Annotated in this window: 22 protein-coding genes; 11 read left to right on the forward strand and 11 right to left on the reverse strand. The window is 44.3% G+C overall.

Features of this window, described 5'->3' with window-relative positions; translation table 11 throughout:
* Positions 1-664, forward strand: a 664-nt coding sequence (locus tag ACE1CM_RS26410) for a beta-propeller domain-containing protein (RefSeq protein ID WP_374881826.1), incomplete at its 5' end; no start/stop codon positions are given.
* A gap of 413 nt (positions 665-1077) precedes the next feature.
* Here the strand turns inward: ACE1CM_RS26410 and ACE1CM_RS26415 are convergent.
* Positions 1078-2250 carry a CapA family protein gene (locus tag ACE1CM_RS26415; protein ID WP_374881827.1) on the reverse strand — a complete coding sequence of 391 codons (1173 nt, stop codon included), beginning with the start codon at positions 2248-2250 and terminating at the stop codon, positions 1078-1080.
* Between the two features lie 82 nt (positions 2251-2332).
* Positions 2333-3316 (reverse strand): endonuclease/exonuclease/phosphatase family protein, encoded by a 984-nt coding sequence (locus ACE1CM_RS26420; protein WP_374881828.1) that lies wholly within the window; start codon positions 3314-3316, stop codon positions 2333-2335.
* Between the two features lie 199 nt (positions 3317-3515).
* Between ACE1CM_RS26420 and ACE1CM_RS26425 the strand changes: the two genes are divergently transcribed.
* Positions 3516-4790 carry a M20 family metallopeptidase gene (locus ACE1CM_RS26425; RefSeq protein WP_374881829.1) on the forward strand — a complete coding sequence of 425 codons (1275 nt, stop codon included), beginning with the start codon at positions 3516-3518 and terminating at the stop codon, positions 4788-4790.
* A 251-nt stretch (positions 4791-5041) separates the two neighbouring features.
* Here ACE1CM_RS26425 and ACE1CM_RS26430 read toward each other — a convergent pair whose 3' ends face one another.
* Positions 5042-5593 (reverse strand): siphovirus Gp157 family protein, encoded by a 552-nt coding sequence (locus tag ACE1CM_RS26430; protein ID WP_374881830.1) that lies wholly within the window; start codon positions 5591-5593, stop codon positions 5042-5044.
* Between the two features lie 269 nt (positions 5594-5862).
* Here ACE1CM_RS26430 and ACE1CM_RS26435 point away from each other — a divergent pair, with 269 nt between their 5' ends.
* Positions 5863-8361, forward strand: a complete 2499-nt coding sequence (locus ACE1CM_RS26435) for a VWA domain-containing protein (protein WP_374881831.1) — start codon at positions 5863-5865, stop codon at positions 8359-8361.
* A gap of 319 nt (positions 8362-8680) precedes the next feature.
* Here ACE1CM_RS26435 and ACE1CM_RS26440 read toward each other — a convergent pair whose 3' ends face one another.
* Positions 8681-9595: a hypothetical protein gene (locus ACE1CM_RS26440; protein ID WP_374881832.1), complete on the reverse strand. Its 915-nt coding sequence runs from the start codon at positions 9593-9595 to the stop codon at positions 8681-8683.
* 102 nt (positions 9596-9697) lie between these two features.
* Positions 9698-11209 (reverse strand): NACHT domain-containing protein, encoded by a 1512-nt coding sequence (locus tag ACE1CM_RS26445; protein WP_374881833.1) that lies wholly within the window; start codon positions 11207-11209, stop codon positions 9698-9700.
* A gap of 201 nt (positions 11210-11410) precedes the next feature.
* Between ACE1CM_RS26445 and ACE1CM_RS26450 the strand changes: the two genes are divergently transcribed.
* Positions 11411-11620 carry a hypothetical protein gene (locus tag ACE1CM_RS26450; RefSeq protein WP_374881834.1) on the forward strand — a complete coding sequence of 70 codons (210 nt, stop codon included), beginning with the start codon at positions 11411-11413 and terminating at the stop codon, positions 11618-11620.
* A gap of 484 nt (positions 11621-12104) precedes the next feature.
* On the opposite strand, the gene ACE1CM_RS26455 is transcribed toward ACE1CM_RS26450, so the two are convergent.
* Together ACE1CM_RS26455 and ACE1CM_RS26460 are read right to left on the reverse strand one after the other, a co-directional pair.
* Positions 12105-12710, reverse strand: a complete 606-nt coding sequence (locus ACE1CM_RS26455) for a glutathione S-transferase family protein (RefSeq protein ID WP_374881835.1) — start codon at positions 12708-12710, stop codon at positions 12105-12107.
* A gap of 243 nt (positions 12711-12953) precedes the next feature.
* Positions 12954-14342, reverse strand: a complete 1389-nt coding sequence (locus ACE1CM_RS26460; RefSeq protein WP_374881836.1) for an NB-ARC domain-containing protein — start codon at positions 14340-14342, stop codon at positions 12954-12956.
* A 227-nt stretch (positions 14343-14569) separates the two neighbouring features.
* Here ACE1CM_RS26460 and ACE1CM_RS26465 point away from each other — a divergent pair, with 227 nt between their 5' ends.
* Positions 14570-15214: a PEP-CTERM sorting domain-containing protein gene (locus tag ACE1CM_RS26465; RefSeq protein WP_374881837.1), complete on the forward strand. Its 645-nt coding sequence runs from the start codon at positions 14570-14572 to the stop codon at positions 15212-15214.
* On the opposite strand, the gene ACE1CM_RS26470 is transcribed toward ACE1CM_RS26465, so the two are convergent.
* Entirely contained in the window at positions 15180-15476 is a 297-nt protein-coding gene (locus ACE1CM_RS26470; RefSeq protein ID WP_374881838.1) for a hypothetical protein, read from the reverse strand. The genes ACE1CM_RS26465 and ACE1CM_RS26470 overlap by 35 nt on opposite strands.
* 9 nt (positions 15477-15485) lie before the next feature.
* Between ACE1CM_RS26470 and ACE1CM_RS26475 the strand changes: the two genes are divergently transcribed.
* Together ACE1CM_RS26475 and ACE1CM_RS26480 are read left to right on the forward strand one after the other, a co-directional pair.
* Positions 15486-15629, forward strand: coding sequence for a hypothetical protein (locus ACE1CM_RS26475; RefSeq protein WP_374881839.1), 144 nt, complete (start codon positions 15486-15488; stop codon positions 15627-15629).
* The gene (locus ACE1CM_RS26480; protein ID WP_374881840.1) at positions 15626-15895 is read left to right on the forward strand and encodes a hypothetical protein; all 270 of its coding nucleotides are present in this window, start codon (positions 15626-15628) and stop codon (positions 15893-15895) included. The genes ACE1CM_RS26475 and ACE1CM_RS26480 overlap by 4 nt, the downstream gene beginning before the upstream one ends.
* Before the next feature lie 124 nt (positions 15896-16019).
* On the opposite strand, the gene ACE1CM_RS26485 is transcribed toward ACE1CM_RS26480, so the two are convergent.
* The 3 genes from ACE1CM_RS26485 to ACE1CM_RS26495 form a co-directional block, all read right to left on the reverse strand.
* Positions 16020-16415: a DUF3368 domain-containing protein gene (locus ACE1CM_RS26485; protein ID WP_374881841.1), complete on the reverse strand. Its 396-nt coding sequence runs from the start codon at positions 16413-16415 to the stop codon at positions 16020-16022.
* Between the two features lie 83 nt (positions 16416-16498).
* A complete protein-coding gene (locus ACE1CM_RS26490; RefSeq protein ID WP_374881842.1) occupies positions 16499-16744 on the reverse strand; it encodes a UPF0175 family protein in 246 nt (81 codons plus the stop codon).
* Between the two features lie 46 nt (positions 16745-16790).
* Complete coding sequence (locus ACE1CM_RS26495) at positions 16791-17117, reverse strand: type II toxin-antitoxin system ParD family antitoxin (RefSeq protein WP_374881843.1); 327 nt, start codon at positions 17115-17117, stop codon at positions 16791-16793.
* A 149-nt stretch (positions 17118-17266) separates the two neighbouring features.
* Between ACE1CM_RS26495 and ACE1CM_RS26500 the strand changes: the two genes are divergently transcribed.
* From ACE1CM_RS26500 to ACE1CM_RS26515, 4 genes are all read left to right on the forward strand, one after another.
* Entirely contained in the window at positions 17267-19108 is a 1842-nt protein-coding gene (locus ACE1CM_RS26500) for a hypothetical protein (protein WP_374881844.1), read from the forward strand.
* 127 nt (positions 19109-19235) lie between these two features.
* A complete protein-coding gene (locus ACE1CM_RS26505) occupies positions 19236-20087 on the forward strand; it encodes a YdcF family protein (protein ID WP_374881845.1) in 852 nt (283 codons plus the stop codon).
* Positions 20084-21529: an FAD-dependent oxidoreductase gene (locus tag ACE1CM_RS26510; RefSeq protein WP_374881846.1), complete on the forward strand. Its 1446-nt coding sequence runs from the start codon at positions 20084-20086 to the stop codon at positions 21527-21529. The genes ACE1CM_RS26505 and ACE1CM_RS26510 overlap by 4 nt, the downstream gene beginning before the upstream one ends.
* A gap of 498 nt (positions 21530-22027) precedes the next feature.
* Positions 22028-22885 carry a phage tail sheath family protein gene (locus tag ACE1CM_RS26515; RefSeq protein ID WP_374881847.1) on the forward strand — a complete coding sequence of 286 codons (858 nt, stop codon included), beginning with the start codon at positions 22028-22030 and terminating at the stop codon, positions 22883-22885.
* Positions 22886-22915 lie beyond the last annotated feature (30 nt).

The raw sequence follows: 22915 nt of genomic DNA on the forward strand, positions 1-22915 counted from the left end.
CGATTATGGCTTTATGGTCACCTTCAGGCAGATCGATCCGTTTTTCACCCTGGACTTGAGGCAGCCGACCAATCCCCAGCTGGCTGGCGAGTTGAAACTGCCCGGCTTTTCCCAGTACCTTCAGGTGATTGAGAGCGAAGGCAAGCAGCTGGTATTGGGCATCGGTCAGGATACGGATCCGTTGACTCGTATGCGTACACTGAAAGTCTCGCTGTTCGACGTGACGGATATCAAGAATCCGAAAGAGGTGGAAAGTTACTTGTTTGAAGGGCAATACACTAGCTCAGAAGCCCAGTGGGACCACCACGCGGTCAGTTATTTTCCAGGCTCGGACATCCTGGCGATTCCGTTCCAAACTAGGAGGGGGAGCGAAAGAGGGCTGCGGGTGTTCCATGTCGATGGGGTGGACGGTTTAACCGTGCTAGGAGATATCAAACACGAAGGGGGGCAGATTCGACGCAGCCTGCGCATCGGCAACGATCTGTATGCCATCTCCGACAAGCAAGTCACAGCCTACAATCTGGGCACCTTGCAACAGGTGGGCCAGGTGGTTTTGCCCGGATCCGACAACAAGGGGTTTGGGGGGTTAATCGGGGGGATCAGCGATCCGTTGCCCTCAGATACTTTCACGTCGATCATCAGCCCTACCGCCGCCTTGGTGTGACCTGGTTTGTGCAGTGGTTGGGTGTACAGTAATGTGCGTGCAAAAGTCGATTTATATCTGTAGGGACGTAGCATTTGCGCCCAGATTTTTAGGGAAATTCAGGGTGTTTACAGCGGTTTGCCACAAGGATGTTGTACAGCCATTGCGTGCCTTTTGTGTAGCGTCCCGCCACACAAAAGGGGCCTTAGTTTATACGGCTGCAAACCGCTGTATACGCTGCTTCGTACTTTGGATCTAGTCGAGAGCGTCAGAAAGGGGTATACAGCGGCTTGCAGCCGCGTGAGGGAAAGCGTTATCGCTTCGTTTGTGTAGCGGCAGCATTAATGCTGCCGCTACACAAACTTTCGGTGTACCTCATCCGAGTGCAATCCGCTATATACACCTGCATTCCTCAGCCAAGCCGCATTCAGCTATTAATCGCTTAAAGATTTGAGGTGACGCTTCATCTCAATTAATTGCCGTTTTAACACTGGATACTTGCTAGCGGGAATCAACGAATCTTTTTGGCGATTCACGACAGCTTCTATTGGCAGAACGCGAAAATTAAGCCGATTATTCAATCGATAATTCTGAGTATAGGTGGGAATTGCTTCTACTTGGGTAATTTCTACAGTTTTTTCCGGAAACCGCTTGCGAATCTTGACGGAAAAAATTACCCCAATATCTTTGTAATTTCCCAGTTGATAAGCGATAAAGTTCCCTAGTGAATAAATGGCAACTCTGGTTCTCAGTTTTCCATCTTTTCCCCGTACCTTGAAGATTTGGTAAGGTTGAACTACATGGGGATGATTGCCGAGAATAATATCAGCCCCAGCTGCAATCAACCGCTGAACCAGTTGTTTTTGTCTGGCGTTTGGTTGACGCTGATATTCGTCGCCAAAATGGAGACAAATCGTCACAACATCGGCTCCCTGCTTTCTGGCTTTAGCAATATCTTTGATTATTTTTTTTTCATCAATCAGCGAGACTAGGTATTTTTGGGGAATAGGGATGCCATTCGTACCATAGGTATAAGCCAGAATTGCCATCGAAATGTTGTTTTTATTGACGATTAAAATCTTTTCCGCTTCCTTGGCAGAGGTGGCTGTGCCGACTAAAGCAACGCCGCGGGATCGGACATTTTTAATCGTGTTAATAACTCCCCTTTCTCCTTTATCTAATGCATGATTGTTTGCCGTTGTCAAGATGTTGAAGCCAGTTTTTTTGGCAGCATCGACGATTTGGGCTGGGGCATTGAACAGAGGAAACTCGGAATAGCCTAATTCCGGGCCAGCTACGGGGGTTTCTAGATTGGCGATCGCCCAATCTCCCTGGGTAATAATCGGCTTAACTTCTGGGAAAAAATGGTCGAAATTATAGGTTTTCTTTTGGGGATTGTAACCGGATCGCGTCAGAGCCAGATGCATCAAAATGTCTCCGACTGCAATTAGTTTGGCTTCTTTTATAAAAGATTTGGACTGGTTCGTTACTTCAGGTTGAGCTGCTTTGATAGGATTCGATAGTACCTTTGGCTGCGGATGCTTGGAAAAATTGCAGCTTGCAATAAACAAGATAAAAATGATTAGGAACGGGGGCGTAAATTTCATATACTGCCTGGTGGAAGAATACCTAATGAACCGCAGAGGACGCAGAGAACGCAGAGGGAAGAGAGAGGAAGAGACTAGATGGTCAAATTCGTAGGGTGACTAGCAGGGGGAGGTGATCCGATCCGATGTGGGAACCTATAGTGCGTCTGATGGTAACTATAGAGGGACTGTGCAAGCAATGGTCGATGGGAATTCTCAGGATTGGTAGTAAACTACCGTGCCAGGTTGGTTGCAGTCCAAATCCGTTTTGGGAGTTGACCAGTCCGCTTTGGTGCAGCATTTGCCGGAACGAACCGTACCAAGGGGTACTGTTGAAATCGCCAACAACAATCGCTTGCCGTTGGCGACTCCATTGAGCAAGCGCTTCAAATTCCACCCGCTGGAAGTCCACCGTACTGGCACTGCGGGGACGAATGGCATGAAAGCACAGCAGGTCAATGGGTTTACCGGCATAGGTAATGGTGATCTGGAGGATGGGGCGCGAGCTTGTAGGGGGTAGGTGAATTAACTCAGCAGCTTTCACTTCAATCGGATAAGAAGGTTGGCGCGACACAAACCAGGCACTCCCATGACTGGTGGTGCGGGGTTCTGCAATAACCAATTGATAGTTTGTTAAACCTGCCTGAAGCTGGGGTAAAGATTGGGGCGTGACTTCGAGCAAAGAGACAATATCTGGAGCTTGGTTATTGACATAATCGATGGCTTTACTGACATCCGGGTTATCGTTATCTAGGGTGGCATGGAGGACTCGCAGTTCGATCGAATTTGTTGCATGTCCAAAGGATGGGAGAAATAATGGCAAGAGCAAGCTGAAATTGATTGCCAAAGGAATTGCCCACAGCAGATAAAAGTGTTGATTTGACCAAGGATCTCGATTTATCAGATCCAGGAATAGAGCGATCGTTAACAGCAAGCAGTATTGCGGTCGAAAGTGTTCCAGCATCGCGAATATCCACCACCAGGAACCCACAAAGCTAAGCGCTGTCGCTAGCGCCGCGCCTGCTGCTAGGATATTTACCAAAAATTGAATTGAACCCAACTGCTTGCCGATCTGCTTCAATTGCATGTTGTTTTATGAGAGCGGTTCTTGTTGTGCTTGAATGATTTTGAATTGGGCGATCGCTCCGACGAGGTTTGCATATAACGGAGGCGAACGCTTATACCATTCGTTATGATAGTCATCTGTTATTTTGGCGACAATGACCCTCGTTAAGAGGCTGTGCCATGGAACACCATTACCCATTACCAATTACCCATTACCAAAAATGATATCCACATTCCCAAATGCTGCTGCTGTTGACTTATCCCGCATCCGTTTAGAAATTAGGTCTTTACAACCCCGCCTGGTCGAATGGCGCAGAAAGTTGCACCAACACCCGGAACTTGGTTTCAAAGAGAACCTGACGGCGGAGTTTATTTCTCAAAAGTTATCGGAATGGGGCATCACCCATCAAACGGGAATCGCTAAAACCGGGATTGTCGCCACCATCGAAGGCAAGAAATCTAGCTTCCCCCTTCAAAAGGGGGACGGGAGGGGGATCGCCCTGGAGCAATCCCACATCCAAAAACCCAAGGTGCTGGCAATTCGGGCGGATATGGATGCCTTGCCGATTCAAGAAGAAAACGATGTACCCTATCGATCGCAGCACGATGGCATTATGCACGCTTGCGGTCACGATGGACATACTGCGATCGCATTAGGCACTGCCTACTACCTCTCCCAACACCGCGAAGCTTTCCCAGGCACTGTCAAGATTATCTTCCAACCTGCCGAAGAAGGACCGGGAGGCGCGAAGCCGATGATTGAAGCCGGTGTCTTGAATAATCCAGATGTTGATGCTATAATCGGCCTCCACTTGTGGAATAACCTGCCCTTGGGTACGTTGGGTATCCGAACGGGGGCGTTAATGGCGGCGACGGAAAGTTTTATTTGCAAAATTTATGGCAAGGGCGGACATGGTGCAATTCCCCATCAAACGGTAGATTCTATTGTGGTTGGGGCGCAGATTGTCAACGCATTGCAAACGATTGTATCGCGCAACGTCAATCCCATCGATTCGGCAGTAGTAACGGTGGGAAGATTTCACGCCGGAAAGGCGGTGAATGTGATAGCCGATACAGCAGAAATAGGCGGAACGGTGCGATATTTCAATCCCGAATTGGGCAAATTGATTCCGCAACGAATCGATCAAATTATTGCCGGGATTTGTGCCAGTCACGCAGCGAAATACGAATTAGATTACAAGGGACTTTACCCGCCGGTGATTAACAATACAGATATCGCAGAAATGGTGCGTTCTGTAGGGTTAGATATTGTAGAAACTCCCTTGGGAATTGTGCCGGAATGTCAAACAATGGGCGGCGAGGATATGTCTTTCTTCTTGCAAGCAGTACCGGGATGTTATTTCTTTTTAGGTTCGGCTAATCCGGATTTGGGATTGGCTTATCCGCACCATCATCCCCGATTTGATTTTGATGAAACTGCGTTGGGAATGGGGGTAGAAATGTTTGTCCGCTGCGTGGAAAAGTTTTATGCATGACTGAGGGAGGCTCTGCCTCCCCTCACTCGTTCCCAGGCTCCAGCCTGGGAACGAGATCGCGAGGCTCTGCCTCGCTTGAGGGAATGTTGTAGGGACACGGCAATCATAAAATGTTGATTTCTACAGAATATTTCCGATGCCGTGTCCCTACGCTGCAAACTCTTAGCCAATTACCAATTACCAATTACCCATTACCCATTACCAATTACCCATTACCCTCGTTCCCTCCAGCCAGGGAACGCCATTACCCATTACTTAATGCGGAGACTAGAACCGCGATCGCCTAAATGTGCAAAATCTAGCGATTCTCCCGCCTCCAGTGCGGATCTAATTGCTGCTTTATCCAGATCGACGCTAATCTTCTGAAACTTTTCTGGCAATGAGGTAGGTGATACAGATTCATCCACAATTAAAGGCGCTTTACCACCATTTTTTGCCAAGGTTAATTTGTAGCGTGCCGTGTCAATCGTTTTCAGCTTGTTGACTTCAAAAAAGTATTTTAGTCTTTCTTTGAGCATTTCGGCTTTTTTTTCATCCTTGGCGGCTAAGTCGCTTAAGCGTTTGGCTTCCGCTTTGCGAACAGCTGCTCTTGCTTGCAATTCGGAGATTAAGGCGGCGTAATTATCTAGCTTGCGATCGCGCTCTTCTCCCAATTGCTCTAGCCAACTGGTAATCAACTGTTCTCCCTCGCTATCATTGTCCTCAATCTCATCTAGCAACGCCGTCAACTCGCCGATCTCTGCTGAAATGCTAAACAGCGTTCTTGGTTGTCTTGACCCATTCTCCGGTGCGGTGCTTTCCATTGTTTTGACTCCTGATGTGACATTAATTTAACAATACCCCACAACCATGCTTTTTGAAGTATAATATATATTAGTTCCAGTTCATTATCAATCTACTCAAACTTTTTCAATTACTAACAAAAGATCGACCCAGATCAACGCAGATATTTATCATATTTATCTGCGTCGTGCCGCAATCTTGTGGCGCAATCTTGTGGTGCAATCTTGTGGTGCAGGCGTCTCGCCTGCAATTGTCAAACCAGATGTCGTTACTGAGGGAAAATCGAAATATGGCACGCCAAAAAAATCAACCATCAGCAACAGATGCACAGAATAACCAAACAAAATTCACCCTCTACAATTTTGCCGGAAAACCAAAAGCATACTATTTAGTAGACCGGGTTAAGCGTCAATTAAGTTCAAATGACATCCCAGAAAAAGCTGTTGCTCATAGCATGATCGTTATCGATCGCTCCGGTTCTATGTATTATGACATAGAACCGTTGAAAGAAACCCTGATTAAACTTTTGACCTTGGATGAATACAACAATTACCAGCTACTGGTTACCCTGATATCTTATGCATCCCAAGGAGATGTAACTTGTCACTTCCAGCGAGTTCCGATCCAGGAAGTAATGAAAGCTAATTCTTCCTATATCCAAGAAATTCAAAAAATCCAAACAGGTTACACTACCTGCATATCTCAATCGATGACAATGGCTAAATCTTTCTTGCGAGAGGGAGAGCTTACTGTTATCAATTTACACAGCGACGGATACGCTAACGATCCTAGTGCTAATGCGGAAGCAAATACCCTAGAACGGATTTGCGAAGAACTGAAAAACATGGATGTTTTTGTTAACACCATTTCCTATTCCTCTGCTGACTTCCGATTGCTCTCGAAAATCGCCAACACCGTATCGGGAACTTGCATTCGCGCCGGGGAAGTCAGGCAAGTTTATGATGGACTTTACCAAAGCGCCAAACTATTAGGTAGTTCGGTAGCACCGGCGATGGAAGAACCTTTAATTAAGGAGTACGATTACCAGGTTTTTGTCTCTAAAACTGGTAAGAAAATTAATGGTTCCTCCAGCACTCTGAAAATTGTCGGACTTAAGGCAGATGATGATGGCGTCTTCTACAAATATCGGAAAATTAGCCAAGAAGACTACGATAAACTAACCGACGTTCCTGTCGCGCAAACAGATGAATCTGTCTTAGCTTTTGCCAAGGCGAATTTGGCTAATGGAAACTTGAATACAGCCAAGTATGCGCTGGCGAGTACCTTTGATGCAACCTTGACTGAAAAACACGCCAAGGCGCTGACAAATGCCGAAATAGCTGAGTTAACTCAAGACCTTGATTTGGCTATTTTCGATGCGTCGGCGTTGGCGAAGCACGAAATCTTGGATAGCGTCAAAGTCAACGATAAAATATCAGTGCTGGAATTAGTCAACCTGTTGGAGGAAAACAACAGCAGCATCATTATCAATATCAAGGAATTGCAGAAAAACTATCGCCGCAAAGGAGTAAAGCGGATTAACGGTTCGAGAGATGAAAATGAGAAACTAATCGAACCTTGGTTGAAGACGGAATTTTTAGACGGTGGCGAATATGTCAGCATGGGGACGTTTGAAATTAATCGCAATACCGCTACGATCAATATGCTGATTACCAGACCTGTTAAACTGGTAAAAGTTGAGGATAGCAGCCAAATCAGCGAAGTAGCTGGTGTGCTGATTACCAATCTGGAAAGTTTCAACAATTATACGATTGTCAGCGACGGGGAGGTAAACGTCAAGTCGCTGCCAATTAAAATTAGCAGTAAGAAAGTCTTTGATTTGTTGAAGTCAAAGGGTGTAATAGAAGCCGAAAATTTCGATTTCCGCACCGAATACACTTTGCGGTTAGACAATTTGCCCCTCGTGGCTTTTACTGGCAGCTATGGTAATATTGATGGGACGTTCAACGAGTTAGCCGAAATTAAAATACTTGCTAGTATTTTAGCGGCTCATTTGAAAGAAGAATCGGATGTTTACACTGATGAACAGTTGACGGAGTTGAAAAAGCACTATCTCTCCAAGAATCTTTATATCAACTTTCCCACAACCACAGAGTATACCGATTTAAAGGAAGCGATCGCAAACGGTACGGTAGATACTCGCGTTAGCTACAAAGTCGATATTGGCAACAAAGATATCCTCAATCTCGGCAAACTTTACTCGGCGAATAAATTCCTCGATCGCTTGTATGAGGGATTTAATCAAGATACGGGAGAGAAAGTGGATAAACCAACCTTCGATATCACCTTGGATGAAGATGTGGTTTTCGGACACAAAACCTTATCATCTCGCACAAAGATTACCAAGGTTGATGATTTGATGAAGCGGATTTTTGATAACTTTCTGGGAATTGAAGATAACGGTAGCGTTGCAGCGATATTATCAAAAGTGGGTGGGGATAGTCTGACGCGACTGTTGCAGGTAAAATCGCAAGGAGAAAAAGTCAACCGAGAAGAATTTGTGACTGCTTTGACGGCGGCAAAAGAGAAATTGGAAGACTATGCAGAGAAAGTGTATCGGGAAAAGATTTCTCCGCTAGTTTTCTATATTGGTTCGACTGGACTTTTACCAGATGAAATGGATACTTTAGCGCAGACTGCTGATGCAATTAATGCTAAGTACGGTAACTTGCAATTTTCCAAAGATGAGCAAGAGGGAGCGTTTTTTGAGGTAGGAGATACCATTATTAGCGTGTATGCTAAGAATGAGTATTACAGTACAACTTAAATTTTGTATTAGGACTTAGGCATCGATCCCCCCCAACCCCCCTTGCCAAGGGGGGCTACAGGGGGATCCCCCCCACCCCCCCTTGGCAAGGGGGGCTACAGGGGGATCCCCCCCAACCCCCCTTGGCAAGGGGGGCTACAGGGGGATCCCCCCCAACCCCCCTTGCCAAGGGGGGCTTTCCGGTTGTGCTGCGGGCGATCGCATGTTGCGGATGGGGGATGCGATCGCCCAACATCGGTGGTAGGGGCACGGCATTTTACAATCTCCCGGAAGGAACCAAAAGTTATTTACGCCGTGCCCCTACAAAAATTGGGTTATATTATCTATTTTGACAGTTACCTCGTTTCTCAATTTCGGCGATAGGCAACAACAATGTCTCCTCAATTTCCTCTCGCACAGCAGGAGTCACATTACAACCGCTATTCAGACAATCCACTAGCAATTTATTAGCATCGTAATACTGGCTAAGCAACTCCTTCTGCTGTTCGCTGAACAGCCAATTATGACCAATATTGCGGTACTTAATCATCACCGATCTTAATTGATCGGTCCAAGCTTTACCATTCTCTTGCCACCATTCCTCGCACTTTTTTTCATCTGCTAAAGGATCGGGAAGTTGCTCTCTAAGCTCTTGCAGCGATCGCTTGAATTCTAGGTTGGTATTGCGGTTGAGGATGTTGTTGAGGCAGGCATTGATGTAGCGGTGGGAATCGGAGATGTAGCGGTGGGAGTCGGAGCTGAACCTGTGGGATATATAGTAGATTTGGTTGAGAATGTCAGTGAGCAAGAGGTCGATAACGAAGTCGGTGCTGCTGAAGAAATTACAGGAGATGTGGAGAACTTCATTGATAAGTTGGATGAAACTGAGTGGAAGGCGGCGACTGGGAAAAAAGTGGTTGGGCAAGAGAAAATTGTTGATAGCTTTGTTGAAACTGCTGTGGATGATACCAAGGGTAGAATAAAACAGCCTAAATGCTAATTTTTTAGAATAATTATTAACTGTAAAAGCATCAATTGACTGGTGTGTAGCATAAAATAAAGGAGGCTCAACTAAATGAGATTTCTGATTAACCCACATCAGGAATCGTTGCAATTTCTCATCAGCAGCTACAAGCCAGTCAATCTGCTGTTTCATTAACTGCAACAGACAATCTGCATTTGGCAACATTCCAGCTGTTAACAAAAAGACTTCGCGCCAGTGCTTCTCGTTGATATAGCTGACCAAATGTTGCAAAGCTTGAGGTTCAAACTTAGAAAGAAATTGTCTAATTGTTTCTAGAGATGTGAAATATTCTTGAAATGTCAGATGAGAAAAAGAATATATCCCTCTTGCTCGTTATACCAATAATCCATGTTGCGCCTCAATTGCTTTCAGCACCACCTCACTATTTATCTGCAATTCATCTGGGTCAGTTTTGGCATCTGGTAAACTGCGAAGATAATCCGCAATGAGTTGCTGAAATCTGTTTTTTTCAAAAAAGTAATCGCCGCGATCAAATGTAATCGCTCCTATCTGAGAAAGCAATTGTTTCTGGCGCGGCAATGTCAAAGAACGATAAACTTCATCCCGTTGAATCCCTCTATTTTCATCCCATCTTTTCAGTAAAATCTCTAATCCTTGCTCGTACAGCTTTGCTCGATTGGATGGAAAATCAGCTCTGGATTGAAACACCAAACAAGTCAGGTGCAGCAAGATTGGGGTAACTGCCAGTTCTTTAATTTGCTGATTTTCTGAACTATTCAACTTTTCAATAAACTGCCTTGCCTTAGCTAATCCCTCTTCTTTATTACCTCTGGCAACGGCTACAAACAATTTTTCAGCAAAAAATTTAATTTGTTCGTCGTTAAAATCTGCTACCTCGACATCGGTAAAGCTGGGAAACCTGTATCCAGAAGCAGCAATTCGACAGGTAATAATTAACGGATTCTTGAAAAAAACTTGAGAAAATACTTCAATCCGATCTACAACATCAGATTCATCTTCAGAAGGCACTTCATCCAAGCCATCTAATAAAATTAGCCCTCTGCCGCGCTCCAGCACTGCTTGAGTCTTCTGCTCATCCAAAATGCCACAACTGCGAAATTCGGCGCTGATGTAGTCTAATAATCCGAAATTCTCCTGATTCCTAGCAGATCTAGCAAAATCTCTCAAACGGATGAACATCGGTATTTTGTCTGCTTGAAACCGACCTTGATTGCATTCAATCACGATGTTTTGCAAAAAGGTAGTTTTGCCTGCTCCTGGTTTACCCAGCACCATTAACCGGGAATACCTTTTAACTGCTTCTAGCCCTGGAACTCTTTCTTGACGTACCCTACCCAAACCAAAGCGGTCAAAGTTATCAGCAGATGGGTTAAAACCCCGAAGCAAATCAGTAATTTCTAACCATCGCTGACTGGTAACTTGCTCCAGAATGTTGACATCGACGTAGAGATGTTCTAAATCGATAGGCTGAGATATGTCCAATAACTGCATCTTGCCGTGCAGCAAAAGGATTTTGTCGTGGCAGTATTGCCGGACTTCTTGCACGAGGGTGTCAATATTAAGATCGTTCTCTAGCTGCTCTGCCGTCTGATTGTTAGCCGCTTCGCTTGGAGGTTGGGGCAACTCTTGAGGTAAGTTTTCTGACAAATCGGCAATCTCTCGCCAATCCAGCCCTAATCTCTGGCTAATTTCAATAAAGTTTAGACTATCAATTTGTTTACCAGATAAAAAGCTTTGGACTGTAGTTCGACTGAGTCCTACGTCCTCAGCCAGATGTTGCTGGCTCAAGCCTGTACGCTGCCAAGCTAGCTGCACTTTGGGGATGTAGCTTTGAGTGACTCTAATTCCCCGACGACGTCCCATAAATTTTATTAGTAAAAATTTTCTGATTCCATATTGGCTTTATTTTTAGTCAACCGCAAGCGCAAGTCATGCTTAAGTCAAGCATAAGTTACTGAATCTCAAGCTGTATAACATGCAGGCGTAGTCTTTAATCAGGTTATAGAAGCAACGCACTAAAAACAAATTGACCCCAACAACTAAATTCAAGGAGGTAAGAAAACAATGTGTGTAGATAAAACCGCTGAAGATCCCTGTTTCTGCTGCCCCGAAATCATCTTGATTGAAGTCGATGAAGAGGAACCGGAGGTTGTGAGTGTCTCTGAATCCCTTCATCAAGCCGTCAAGGATTTTCAAAGCCAGTACTTGATGCCGCGAGTTCCCGTTCCCACAAGAGTTAAACCCAAACCCGTTACTGTCGAGGTGAGATTTTAAACCCTGAAATAACAGCGTTGCTGAGTTTCAGAATCACGACTTACGCAAGGACACTAAATATGGTGTCATGGTGCGTTAGCGTAACGCACCCTACATATAGTCATGGTGCGTTACGCTATCGCTAACGCACCCTACATATAGAAACTTTGCGTAAGTCCCGAGAATGATTTAGTCCAGAACTATCTATCATTCTAACTCAGAAACTCCCAAATATTTCCTCAGATTTGAAGCCAGCGGAATGTCAGCTTTTAGGAGGTATTTGTGCCTTGTTCAACAGTTTTCAAACCGATCGATTCGGTTCTCAGGAGCATCGCCTTCTTGATGCTTGTGTTCGTTGCAGTTTTGCCGCTTTTTTTCCTCACTCTGCTGGTTGATGAATAGAAGCGATCGCCAGCCTTTAAAAATTCCTTCTACTTTCCCAAAATTGGCTAGCTATACCAGAAACCCGGTTTTTTGAAAAAACCGGGTTTCTTAAATCCGTTAATTATGCTGGAACTGCCATGCCTCGCTGTACTGCTTCCCGCTGTTGAATTGTTTCAAACCAGCGTTTAAGATTGGGGTGGTTATCGAGGGTTAATCCTTGAAATTCATAAACAGCAACCCAAGGATAGGTAGCAATATCGGCAATGGAATAATCGCCGCAGATGAATTCTTTGTCGGATAATTGCTTGTCTAATACGCCATAAAGTCGCAAGGTTTCTTTTTCATAACGTTCGATGGCGTAGGGAATTTTTTCCGGTGCGAAGCGCTTGAAGTGGTTAAGCTGTCCAAACATTGGTCCTACACTTGCCATTTGGAACATTAACCACTCGATGACTTGAAAGCGACTTTTTTGTTCGGTAGGCAAGAATTGTCCGGTTTTTTCGGCTAGATAAATCAAGATTGCACCCGATTCAAATACAGTCATGCCCGTATCGGAGTCGATGATAGCGGGAATTTTGCTATTGGGATTAATGGCGACAAATTCGGGGGTAAATTGCTCGCCTTTGGTGATGTCGATTTTATGGACGTTGTAGGGAAGTCCGACTTCTTCCAGCATGATGGAAACTTTGCGTCCGTTGGGGGTGGTAAAAGTGTAGAGGTCGATCATAAATTAGGTAGTGGGTAATGGGTAATTGGTAATGGCTTTCCCAGGCAAGTATTTGCGCTTATTTACTTAAAGATAGCGCAAATACTGAGATTTTGAGTTAAGTAGGACGGGCGCATCGATCCCCCCAACCCCCCTTGCCAAGGGGGGCTTTTTGGTTCAAGTTGGTAACGATGGGAGAGAAAAAAAATAATAAAAATACGCATCGATCCCCCCAACCCCCCTTGCCAAGGGGGGCTTTTTGGTTCAAGTTGGTAACGATGGGAGAGACAGGAGATAATATTTTAAAATTGGATTGATTCTTAGTAAAGAAGAGCGATGATGCTCGCCATGAATAGTGCCAATGCAGTTCGTCGTATCTTCTAAGAAACAACGTCTTTTTAAGGATTGTATGGCTTTTAATAAGTCTGTGGGATGATGAGATATTTCCTGTAAAATATGGAGCAAAGTAACCGCATCTTCTTGTTTGGCTAAATAATTCATTACCTGTTTTTCTGACTCGGTTAATTTTATCCACAAACGACTGAGTTGAGATGCGATCGCATTACTCAATACCAAGTCAGGAACAGCCAAAAATTCCGTTACTTTACCAGCAAATAATTCTTCAATCATCGTGGCTGTCATTTCTAACCATAAAGGATGACCTTGATATTTTTCGATTAAGGTGTCCCACATCTGTTCGTCTGACAGTTCTTTATCCTTTAATATTTGTTTAGCAGATTCTCCTAAACCTGCGAGTTTTAAACAGCGGGTGAATTTATGACGAGTAGCGATCGCATCTTCTGGTTGTTCGCTACTAATCAACAACCAACTACTTGCATGAGACAATTCTGCAATCTGTTTAAATAAAAGAGCGTATCCTGCAAATTCTGCTTTATATTGTCCCGCCAACTCTCTAGCTTGAAATATCATTTCCACGTCATCTATAATAATTAACCAGCGATGTTTGCGTAAAAATTTAAGCAATACATCGACTTGGCGAGCGAGGGTATTGGGAATAATTGGAGAAATTAAGGTTGGCAATAGATCGGTTAAAAAACTATCTATAGTTGGACAATACCGGAGACTGCGATAAACAATATATTCAAATTGTGTTTGGATTTGTTCAATTAGTTTGATGGCTAGCGTGGTTTTGCCAACTCCGATAATGCCAACTAAGGTAATGATGCGGGGGCAATCTTGAATAAGCCAAGTTTTTAAAGTGTTTAATTCATCAGTTCGTCCGTAAAAAGCGGTAATTTCTGGGGCGTTATCTATGTCTAAGTAGGGTTTGTTTGCAGTTGGCTTGGATAGGGGAGAAGATTTAGGCGATCGGTTTTGAATTGAACAAAAACTTAATTGATGAATGCTGATATAATTCCCAGATACTTTATTACAAATAATAAATTTTTCTAAAATAGACCGAGGATTTAATTTATTAACATCTTCTCCTAAAACATCCGATAACTTTTGCCATAATTCCGATGCAGTATCTCGCACATGACCTTCACTTAAATTGTTTTCCGAGGCAATTTTGGCATATTTCTGACCTTGTAATGTACCTTTAAGAATTGTTTCTTGCAGATGGTCTAGGCGATCGCCTGTATGCATAAAGAGCAGTTCATCAGCGAGTTTTAAGACTTCTGCAATGTCCATAAATCGGTCAGACGGGTGCGGTAATTCCTATGCTATCCGATCTTTCCGACATTTTCCCGACATTTTTGGGAGTGTTTGGGGAAAAGTTCCGATCTCGATCCGATTGATAAAAAGTAGGAGTAATTTTAGACTACTCAGAGCTAAACCACAAATGTGCAGTTTAAACTCGCGCTTTTTGCAGAGAGGCGATCGCATTTTGCATCAAAAATACCAAGGAGAAATACTACATGATTAGAGTACTTCCGCTTTTCGCTTCCGTAGCGATGGTTACTTTCAGTGGTGGTTCAGCTTTAGGGTTTACCTTGGTTGGGTCAGAGCTTAGACTTCGTACCCAGGGACAATTAAGTTCAACAAGTCAACTATTTGTGACTTCATTTCCTGCATCTGCAATTGTCAGCGACTCAACTGTGGAGTTCCCTAACGTTGCGAGTTTGTTTGACCGAAGTGCTGGTGTTCCTCCAGGATTTGCTAGATCTCTTGTAGATGTTTCGATCGATGCTGGTGCAGATTACCTGGCAATAGATTTTGATAACGCAGGATTTGGTCAATTTGCAACAGGGTTTCAAAATACTTATGTGTTTACATTCACCGCACCCACGGCTCTGCAAATTACAGACGTTTTGATAGACCCACAAACTACATTAGGTCTCACACCCAATCGAGTCACCTTTAACGGAAATGAACTGTTCGTAAACGTCCAGGGGCTTCCCTTTAATCGCAATTCATTTGCCCGTATCAACCTAAGTGGCACTACAGTTCCTGACTCAGGTGGAGTAACAGTTCCCGAACCTAGCTCTGTCCTCTCGCTGGGCATCGTGGCATTGGCTGGAACCATTTTCAACCGGCGTACCAAGAGTAAAGCTCTTCAATAGATGCGACGCTCCAGCAACATAACAAATTGCTGGAGCGGACGGAACAAATATCTTGGTTAGAAGATGAGGGGAAAACAAGCGATCGCCCCTCACTTTTTTGCTGATAGGCGATCGCACTCTTTGCGAGAATGCGATAATTAAATAATATCTTGTAAATTAGATAGCCAGATCTATGACTAAGTTGCTCGGAACTTGCAATTGCCCGCTTGAAAACTCTACCTGCTAGCGAACAGGATGCGTTGGCGTAGCCTGCCGGAGGCATCTCGCAGCGATGATTTTGGAAGAACTGGAAGACGAAATCCGTTGGGATGAAACATTTAAGCGTTCTAAAGATACCTTGGCTTCCCTTGCAGCCCTTGCTATGGCTGAATATCGTGCGGGTAAAACTCAAGAATTAGACCCAGAAACATTGTGAAATCGCGTACAACTGAACAATTGGGCAGAGCCTTTGCCGATTTACCAGAGCAAGTTCAACAAAAGACACGCGAAGCATATCGCCTATTTAAACAAGATCCCAGTCATCTCAGTCTTCGCTTCAAAAAGATCCATCCAGAATTGCCAATTTATTCTGCTCGAATCAGCAAGAGTTATAGAGCCGTTGGACAGTTAGAGGGAGATACTGTTATTTGGTTTTGGGTTGGCTCGCACGCAGAGTACGATCGTTTACTCTCTGGGTTTTAGCGCTAGTAAGCTAACAGTTCTCTGAGGAATGTCGATGCGATCGCTTTTACTTTTTTTATTGATAGGCGATCGATGGGGAGTGTAGATGCGAGAGCTTCGCGGAAGGGAGGCATATCGTTTTCTCCTATTCTCCAGCTAACTGCAAAGTTTCTTGATAAAGGCGATCGTGAATCCAAAACCCATTGGTTCTCAAATCATCTAAAAGAGGCTGTACCAAAGAAATAAAACCTTGTTGTTTAGCAGCGATTAAAATTCCTAATAATCCAGTCACCTGTAAACCCAGTTGGATTGCTTCATTTCTGCCCCGTCTTTCATCAATAATCAAGCGCTCTGCTTTTAATTCAACAGCTAGCGCAATCGCTTCGGCTTCACCCGGATCGAGATTAATCTGTAATTTTTGCAGTAAAGATTGATTAGTAATAGATTGGCATTCAATCCAATCTAAAGTTTGAATTGCTAGTGTAGCTGGAGCGGTTTCACCAGAATCAAGTATTTCTTGATATACAGCAGATGGAATCAAAACTTTACCATAAAGTTGTTGTCATAGCTCTAGTTGTCCAATTGCAGCCAAGTTACTAAGCGGTGAAGTGTTACTAACAACAATCATCGCCACCCCTTAGCTGCTAAACTTTTCACATCCTCTCTGAGTTCGGCAACATCATAATGAAGGGAGATTTGACGACTGGCGAGTAGGCGTTGAAATTGAAGTTGATTCATCCGAGCAAAACGGCTGGCTTGTCCGAGAGTAAATCGATCTTGTTGAAACAGCAATATCGCAATTTCAGCAAGCAGTTCTGATTCAGACATTTGCAGAGTTTGTAAAGTTTCATCGGAAATTACAATACTCATAGTTCTTGGGATTTACAAAATTTAACTACAGATCTATACGTCTCTTCTATTTTAAACGATCGGGTTGGCGATCGCCCTTGCTTTTTTTTACTGATAGGCGCTCGCTGTTTTGCAGACACTCACGTAATTTATTAACCTTTCGCTCTAATCGTTCAAACGCAACTTCAAGCGGAAATTTTTCGCCTCTTTCTAGTTGTGCTAGTCCGACTTCTACTTTTTGGCGAGTTTCCTCTAGCCACTGCTCGTAATTTATGCTCATATCCTCCAACAAGCGTAATGCTGCTTCTATAGCCTGTTCTGGATTGGCAAAAATTCCTCGATCAATTTGGGATTGGATAAACTGCTCTTGTTCTGGCTTGAGAGTAATATTCATTGCTTCTTGCTCCTTGTACTGAAAGTAAATGCTCTCTTCCACTTGATGCGTTGACACTCCCACATAACGCCTTGGAGTCAAACGGCTATATTTTTCGCTAATCTGCAATAAGCAAACTCAATCTCGCCAAGTACGGAAGAGCCAAACTAATGAAACTGCGAATTTTAGCGATCGCATTCCTCCTCACCCAGTTTACCGCCGCCTGTTCCCTCCCCAAAACGGAACCAAAACCGCTTGCAGAAAGCACTCCAGCGCCTACAAACGCGCAAATCAGCCGTCTACCGGCGACGTTTGAAGGACGCAGTATGGCGATTAGGGAAAAATTAGCCGCCCTTGACTTAAATAAACTCGATGCTTGGTGGCAGCGGGAGAACATTGGCGATCCGCACAAATACTTGCTCCCGGTGATTTTAGCGCGTTTGAGTTTAGGCGATCGCTACAATCGTCAAGAAAGTTGGGATATCCTGATGGGAATGGAGCGAGCAAAGCCGAGCATTTACCATTTTCGCACGATTTACGACGTTCGCATTTTTTTCTTATTTCGCGACCAAATGCCAGATAACGTAACAGCATCTTATCGCAGTATGCTGGAACCAAATCGCGTTTTACAGTGGGTGGGAACTGGTACCGAAAACCACATGTTTATGAAACGCATGTCGGGACTTGCTTTCATGGATGGTAGCGGTTTTCCTAATGGCGATCCGGCAAGTGCTGCTACTAATGAAGCATGGTTGCGTTCGGAACTTAACAAGTTTTTGACTATCGGACAAGGCGAATTTCATTCTTCGACTTATTACGGTTATTCTATTGCCGGATTGCTCAATCTTTACGACTTTGCCAAAACTCCCGAATTAAAACAACTGGCAAAAGCTACTTTAGATTGGTACGCCGCTAATATGGCGCTGCGCCTGAGTTGGGGAACTGCTGGAGGTGCGGAAAGTCGAGGTTTCGATCGCGGTACTTGGGATAGCGGGATGAGTGCTGTATCTTGGATGTGGTGGGGCGATAGTCCAGATGCTGCTAATCGGATGGATGAGAAAAGTGCTTGGTTAGCATTGCCAGCAGGGTTGAGTACGTACCGTCCGCCTGTAGAATTGAGAGCGATCGCGCGTAAAGAAATTCCCCTCCCTTTCCAAGCAAAATTCAGCCACCCTCTGTATTACAGTTACTTCCAAAGCAACCGGATGTGGGAAACTTTCTACGTAACTTCTGACTACAGTTTGGCGACGCTGATAGAACCCCAACGTTCTTATCAAGTCAAAGGAACTATCAACGCCCAATATGCCACCTACAAGCTAGTTGTGCGCGATCCCAAAGGACAAAATAACGCAGTAATTAGTTTAGCAGGAACCTTCCACACCCCAATGGCAACAGGGCGCAGTCCGGGAGATCAGTATGTGCAAGAAAGGGGTGCTGTTATATACCAATTGCGATTAAACGATAAAGACAAAGCGGCTAAAGTACCAGCACGTTCTCACCTTGTTTTACCAGCGCGTTACGGACAACCGCAACGCCATCGAGATTGGTATATTTGGCGAATCGAAAATACTTGGCTGTGCGCCCGTCCTTGGGGGGATAATATTAACTGGCAAAATCCGGTTTCAGAACAGGATAAAGACTATCAAGCTTTAGTGGCAGCAGGGGATAATACCGCTTGGATTACCGATGTTGCTAGAGTTGCCGATTATCCAGATTTAGCTAGCCTTAAAACTGCCTTGGATAAAACATCTGTAGATGATAAAAATTGGAACAGTAAAGGCGAGATAGGTTATACGAGTTTATTGGGCGATCGCATAGTCATGACCTATGCACCCAACGGCGGGATTGCTCGTGCTAATATTAATAGTAAAGAACGGCTCTTGAAAGATTGGCCTGCAATCGAAAGTCCGTTCATGGGACAAAATTTAAATAGCGGAGTCTTAGAAGTGAAAAACCCAAAAGAAAACTGGCGTCTGCAAGCAACTTTAACAGGGCCAAAATGGGAAAAATAATTTCATATTTCAGATTAGGGATTTCAGATTAGGGATTTGGGATTGTTATCTGTAGGAGAAAAGCATTTGCCCGCTAACTATTACCAATTAGCAATTAGCAATTAGCAATTAGCAATTAACCAGTAAAATGTTTGATACAACCTTGTGCGATCGCCAATTAACCGAATATTCTCTATTCACAGATTGGGTGTCGTTTGAGCTTGTCAACATCACCCTGATAGCCGGATTAATTTTAGCTGTTTTCGGACTTGGCTTTCTTGTGAACAAGCGACGCAGGAAATGGCGAATAATCAAGTCAAAAGCCTTTTTATCACTAATTGGATTAACCAGCACGTTCCTGCTACTATTTGTCTTTGTAGGGAAAGGACTTGCCTTGCCAACTGATTATAGTACAGAGGCACAAGCAATTGTAATACTCGGTCGAGGGCCATCTCAATGGGAAAATAGAATCGATTTAGCGGCTGAACTTTGGCAAGCTAAAAAAGCGCCAGAAATTTTTGTCAGTGGTAGGACAGAAGCGGGGGAAATGATCCAGTTACTCGCAGAAAAAGGCATTCCCAGTCGAGTGATAGATGGGGAAAATTGTTCTATAAGTACGAGTGAAAATGCCGCTTTCACCGCAGCTATTCTCAAACCCCAAGGAATCGAGCGAATTATACTAATTACTGACGCGCCTCATATGTGGCGATCGCTATTTCTGTTCGGCGACAATGGTTTTACAGTCATTCCCCATCCCAGCAAGTTATCAAACAAATGGAATTTGTACAAAAAAGCAGTTCTGACGTTAAGAGAATCTATTTATCTAGTCGGGTATGGTTTGAACAAGCTATTTTATCGACAGCCATCAGCCAAAATTAATAATCCCAATCTGGAAAATCTGTTACAACAAGCTGAAGAGTATAGCAAAACAAGGGAGAGGGAAATGCTTGAGATTCCCGGTTTCTTAGAGGCGCAACCTGGTAGGGACACGGCATTATGAATATTTCGGGTTTGATCGCCAATGTTTTACATGCCGTGTCCCTACTTTTGAAACACGGCATTATGAATATTTCGGGTTTGACAACCAATGTTTTACATGCCGTGTCCCTAATTTTGAAACAGGGCAACAAGATTTCGGGTTGTCAAACCAATGTTTTACATGCCGCGTACCTAGTTTTAAAACAATTTAATCGAGGGGAAGGTATAAAGCAATTATTGGCTAAAAATATGAAAGAATTGGTGCTAATTGGTGGGGGACACACTCATGCGATCGCACTCAAAGACTTCGCCCATAACCCGCTTCCAGACGTGCGTATCGTGCTGATATCCGATGTGGAACAGACGCCTTATTCGGGGATGCTACCCGGTTATGTGGCGGGTTTTTATAGCTACGAGGAATGTCATATTGACCTGAATTCGCTTACCCAATATGTCAAAGCAAAAATGATATGCGATCGCGCCATTGGTTTAGATTTAAATAACAACCTAGTTCTGTGTGAAAACCAGTCGCCCGTCCGATTCGATTTATTATCGATTGATATTGGCAGCACACCCGCCACCCTATCCGTACCCGGTGCAGCAGAACATGCCATTCCAGTCAAACCCGTCCCCCATTTTTTGCAACAATGGAATCAAATAATTGAGGAAGTAACTAACAACCCAGACTCTCTTATTCGCATCGGGATTGTCGGGGGAGGGGCGGGAGGTGTGGAACTAGCATTGAACGTGCATTCCCGCCTGTCTAAAATATTAAAATTCCCCCAATTGTGGGATAGGCGTCCTCGCCTGTCCCAGCCAAAAATTAACTCAGAGTCCCAGGCAAAAATTAACTCAGAACAATCTAATTTAGAAATCCATTTATTCCATCGCGACGCCGAATTGATGACCAATCATAACCCCTGGGTGCGACAGCACATGCAACAGCTTCTCACCCGTCGCGGTATTTTTGTGCATTTACAAGAAAATGTTGGCGAAGTGAAACCGCAATTAGTTTGTTGCGAGTCAGGTTTAAATGTTGAATTTAATTACCTTTTCTGGGTAACGCAAGCATCTGCACCGGATTGGCCTAAAATATCTGGACTGGCAGTTGACGCCACAGGATTTATTTTAGTTAGCGATACGTTGCAGTCTGTCTCTCACCCCCAAGTTTTCGCCGCCGGGGATATCGCCACAATTGTCAACCATCCTTGTCCCAAAGCAGGAGTATTTGCCGTGCGACAGGGCAAACCGTTGTTTAATAATTTATGGCGAACATTGCAGGGTCAACCCTTGAAGCCGTATAAACCCCAGAAACGCTATCTTAGCCTCATCGGTACGGGGGAAGGCAGTGCTGTTGCTTCCTGGGGGTCATTCGGATGGGAATCGCCCCTGCTGTGGTATTGCAAAGATTGGATAGACCGCCAATTTATGATTTCAATTTCCCGACATCCCTCGACAAGTTGACTGGGGGAATGGCTACTCTAGGTGCTGATCGATTATGGCAATGAGCTGAGCGATCGCTTTGTTGCCCCTCTGAACGCTGTTTAACTTTTATGACTAAATCTGGCTGATTGCTGAAATATCGTTTAAAACAAGCTATATGCTCAGTATTTGCACTGATGCTGCTTTAATCAAAAGCTAAGTCCAGTTCTAGAACAGAACCGTACCGAGTCGCGAGCGCTACAACTGAAAATTGCTGGGACTGAGAATACTACAGCTTCAATTGCCAATGACGATGCCAATAAAAAATATAGTATTTCGTTTACAACTGCGCCAGAAAGTGGTGAAATTACCGTTGATTATCAACCGCTATTCAAGTCAGTTACCGCAGGAGAAGTAAAGCTGTGTACGAAATTCGGTGACTTCAAGAAATTCTTTGGCGATTTTTCAGATATTCCCGGTCAAAATACTCTAGCCCATGCAGTATACGGCTTCTTTAACAACGGAGGGACGCGCTGCTACGTGGTTTGGGTGACAGGTAAAAATAATATTGAAACTGCTCTAAATCAGTTCGAGGCGATCGATGAAATTGCCATTCTTGCCGCCCCCGGAATCAACGATGCCGATGTGCTGGGAAAAATCAAAGACCATTGCACTAATTTAGGCGATCGCCTTGCCATTCTTGACAGTCCGGAAAGTATCGATCTCAGCAAACCAGATGATGTCAAAAAGCTACAACCCTTCAATTCAAATTATGCAGCTTTGTACTTTCCCTGGATTCAAGTCTTCGACCCAGCGACTAAGAAGCTAAAATTTGTACCGCCTAGCGGTCACATAGCTGGTATTTATGCTCGCGTAGACACCCAAAGGGGCGTTCACAAAGCACCTGCCAATGAAGTAGTGATGGGGGCTTTGGGAATGAAGCAAAAAATTAGTAAAAACCAGCAGGATGGACTCAACCCTCAAGGCATCAACTCGATTCGCGAACTCAATGGCAATATCCGCGTGTGGGGCGCGCGCACAATAGGAGGTGATGCTAACGGGGAATTTAAATACATCAACATTCGTCGGGTGTTTAACTATTTACGCGAGTCGATTGATGAAGGGACTCAATCGACGGTTTTTGAACCAAATTCTCCCGAGATATGGGCGCGAATTCGACGTACTATTACTGCTTTCTTGCTAACGGTTTGGCGTAGCGGTGCGCTGTTTGGCAGTACCCCAGAACAGGCATTTTATGTCAAGTGCGATGAGGAGAATAATCCACCAGAAGTGCGCGATGCGGGTCAAGTCATTATCGAAATCGGAGTTGCTGTCGTTAAACCAGCAGAGTTTGTCATCTTCCGCATTAGTCAGTGGGGAGGGCCGGGTAGTAAATGATGTTAATTGCTAATTGCTAATTGCTAATTG

The organism is Microseira sp. BLCC-F43, from assembly GCF_041929235.1.
Lineage (GTDB): Bacteria > Cyanobacteriota > Cyanobacteriia > Cyanobacteriales > Aerosakkonemataceae > Microseira.

Coding starts and splice junctions, on each gene's coding strand:
- ACE1CM_RS26415 (WP_374881827.1), bottom strand. CDS start 2,250: ATGAAATTTACGCCCCCGTTCCTAATCATTTTTATCTTGTTTATTGCA.
- ACE1CM_RS26420 (WP_374881828.1), bottom strand. CDS start 3,316: ATGCAATTGAAGCAGATCGGCAAGCAGTTGGGTTCAATTCAATTTTTG.
- ACE1CM_RS26425 (WP_374881829.1), top strand. CDS start 3,516: ATGATATCCACATTCCCAAATGCTGCTGCTGTTGACTTATCCCGCATC.
- ACE1CM_RS26430 (WP_374881830.1), bottom strand. CDS start 5,593: ATGGAAAGCACCGCACCGGAGAATGGGTCAAGACAACCAAGAACGCTG.
- ACE1CM_RS26435 (WP_374881831.1), top strand. CDS start 5,863: ATGGCACGCCAAAAAAATCAACCATCAGCAACAGATGCACAGAATAAC.
- ACE1CM_RS26445 (WP_374881833.1), bottom strand. CDS start 11,209: ATGGGACGTCGTCGGGGAATTAGAGTCACTCAAAGCTACATCCCCAAA.
- ACE1CM_RS26450 (WP_374881834.1), top strand. CDS start 11,411: ATGTGTGTAGATAAAACCGCTGAAGATCCCTGTTTCTGCTGCCCCGAA.
- ACE1CM_RS26455 (WP_374881835.1), bottom strand. CDS start 12,710: ATGATCGACCTCTACACTTTTACCACCCCCAACGGACGCAAAGTTTCC.
- ACE1CM_RS26460 (WP_374881836.1), bottom strand. CDS start 14,342: ATGGACATTGCAGAAGTCTTAAAACTCGCTGATGAACTGCTCTTTATG.
- ACE1CM_RS26465 (WP_374881837.1), top strand. CDS start 14,570: ATGATTAGAGTACTTCCGCTTTTCGCTTCCGTAGCGATGGTTACTTTC.
- ACE1CM_RS26470 (WP_374881838.1), bottom strand. CDS start 15,476: ATGCCTCCGGCAGGCTACGCCAACGCATCCTGTTCGCTAGCAGGTAGA.
- ACE1CM_RS26475 (WP_374881839.1), top strand. CDS start 15,486: ATGATTTTGGAAGAACTGGAAGACGAAATCCGTTGGGATGAAACATTT.
- ACE1CM_RS26490 (WP_374881842.1), bottom strand. CDS start 16,744: ATGAGTATTGTAATTTCCGATGAAACTTTACAAACTCTGCAAATGTCT.
- ACE1CM_RS26495 (WP_374881843.1), bottom strand. CDS start 17,117: ATGAATATTACTCTCAAGCCAGAACAAGAGCAGTTTATCCAATCCCAA.
- ACE1CM_RS26500 (WP_374881844.1), top strand. CDS start 17,267: ATGAAACTGCGAATTTTAGCGATCGCATTCCTCCTCACCCAGTTTACC.
- ACE1CM_RS26505 (WP_374881845.1), top strand. CDS start 19,236: ATGTTTGATACAACCTTGTGCGATCGCCAATTAACCGAATATTCTCTA.
- ACE1CM_RS26510 (WP_374881846.1), top strand. CDS start 20,084: ATGAATATTTCGGGTTTGATCGCCAATGTTTTACATGCCGTGTCCCTA.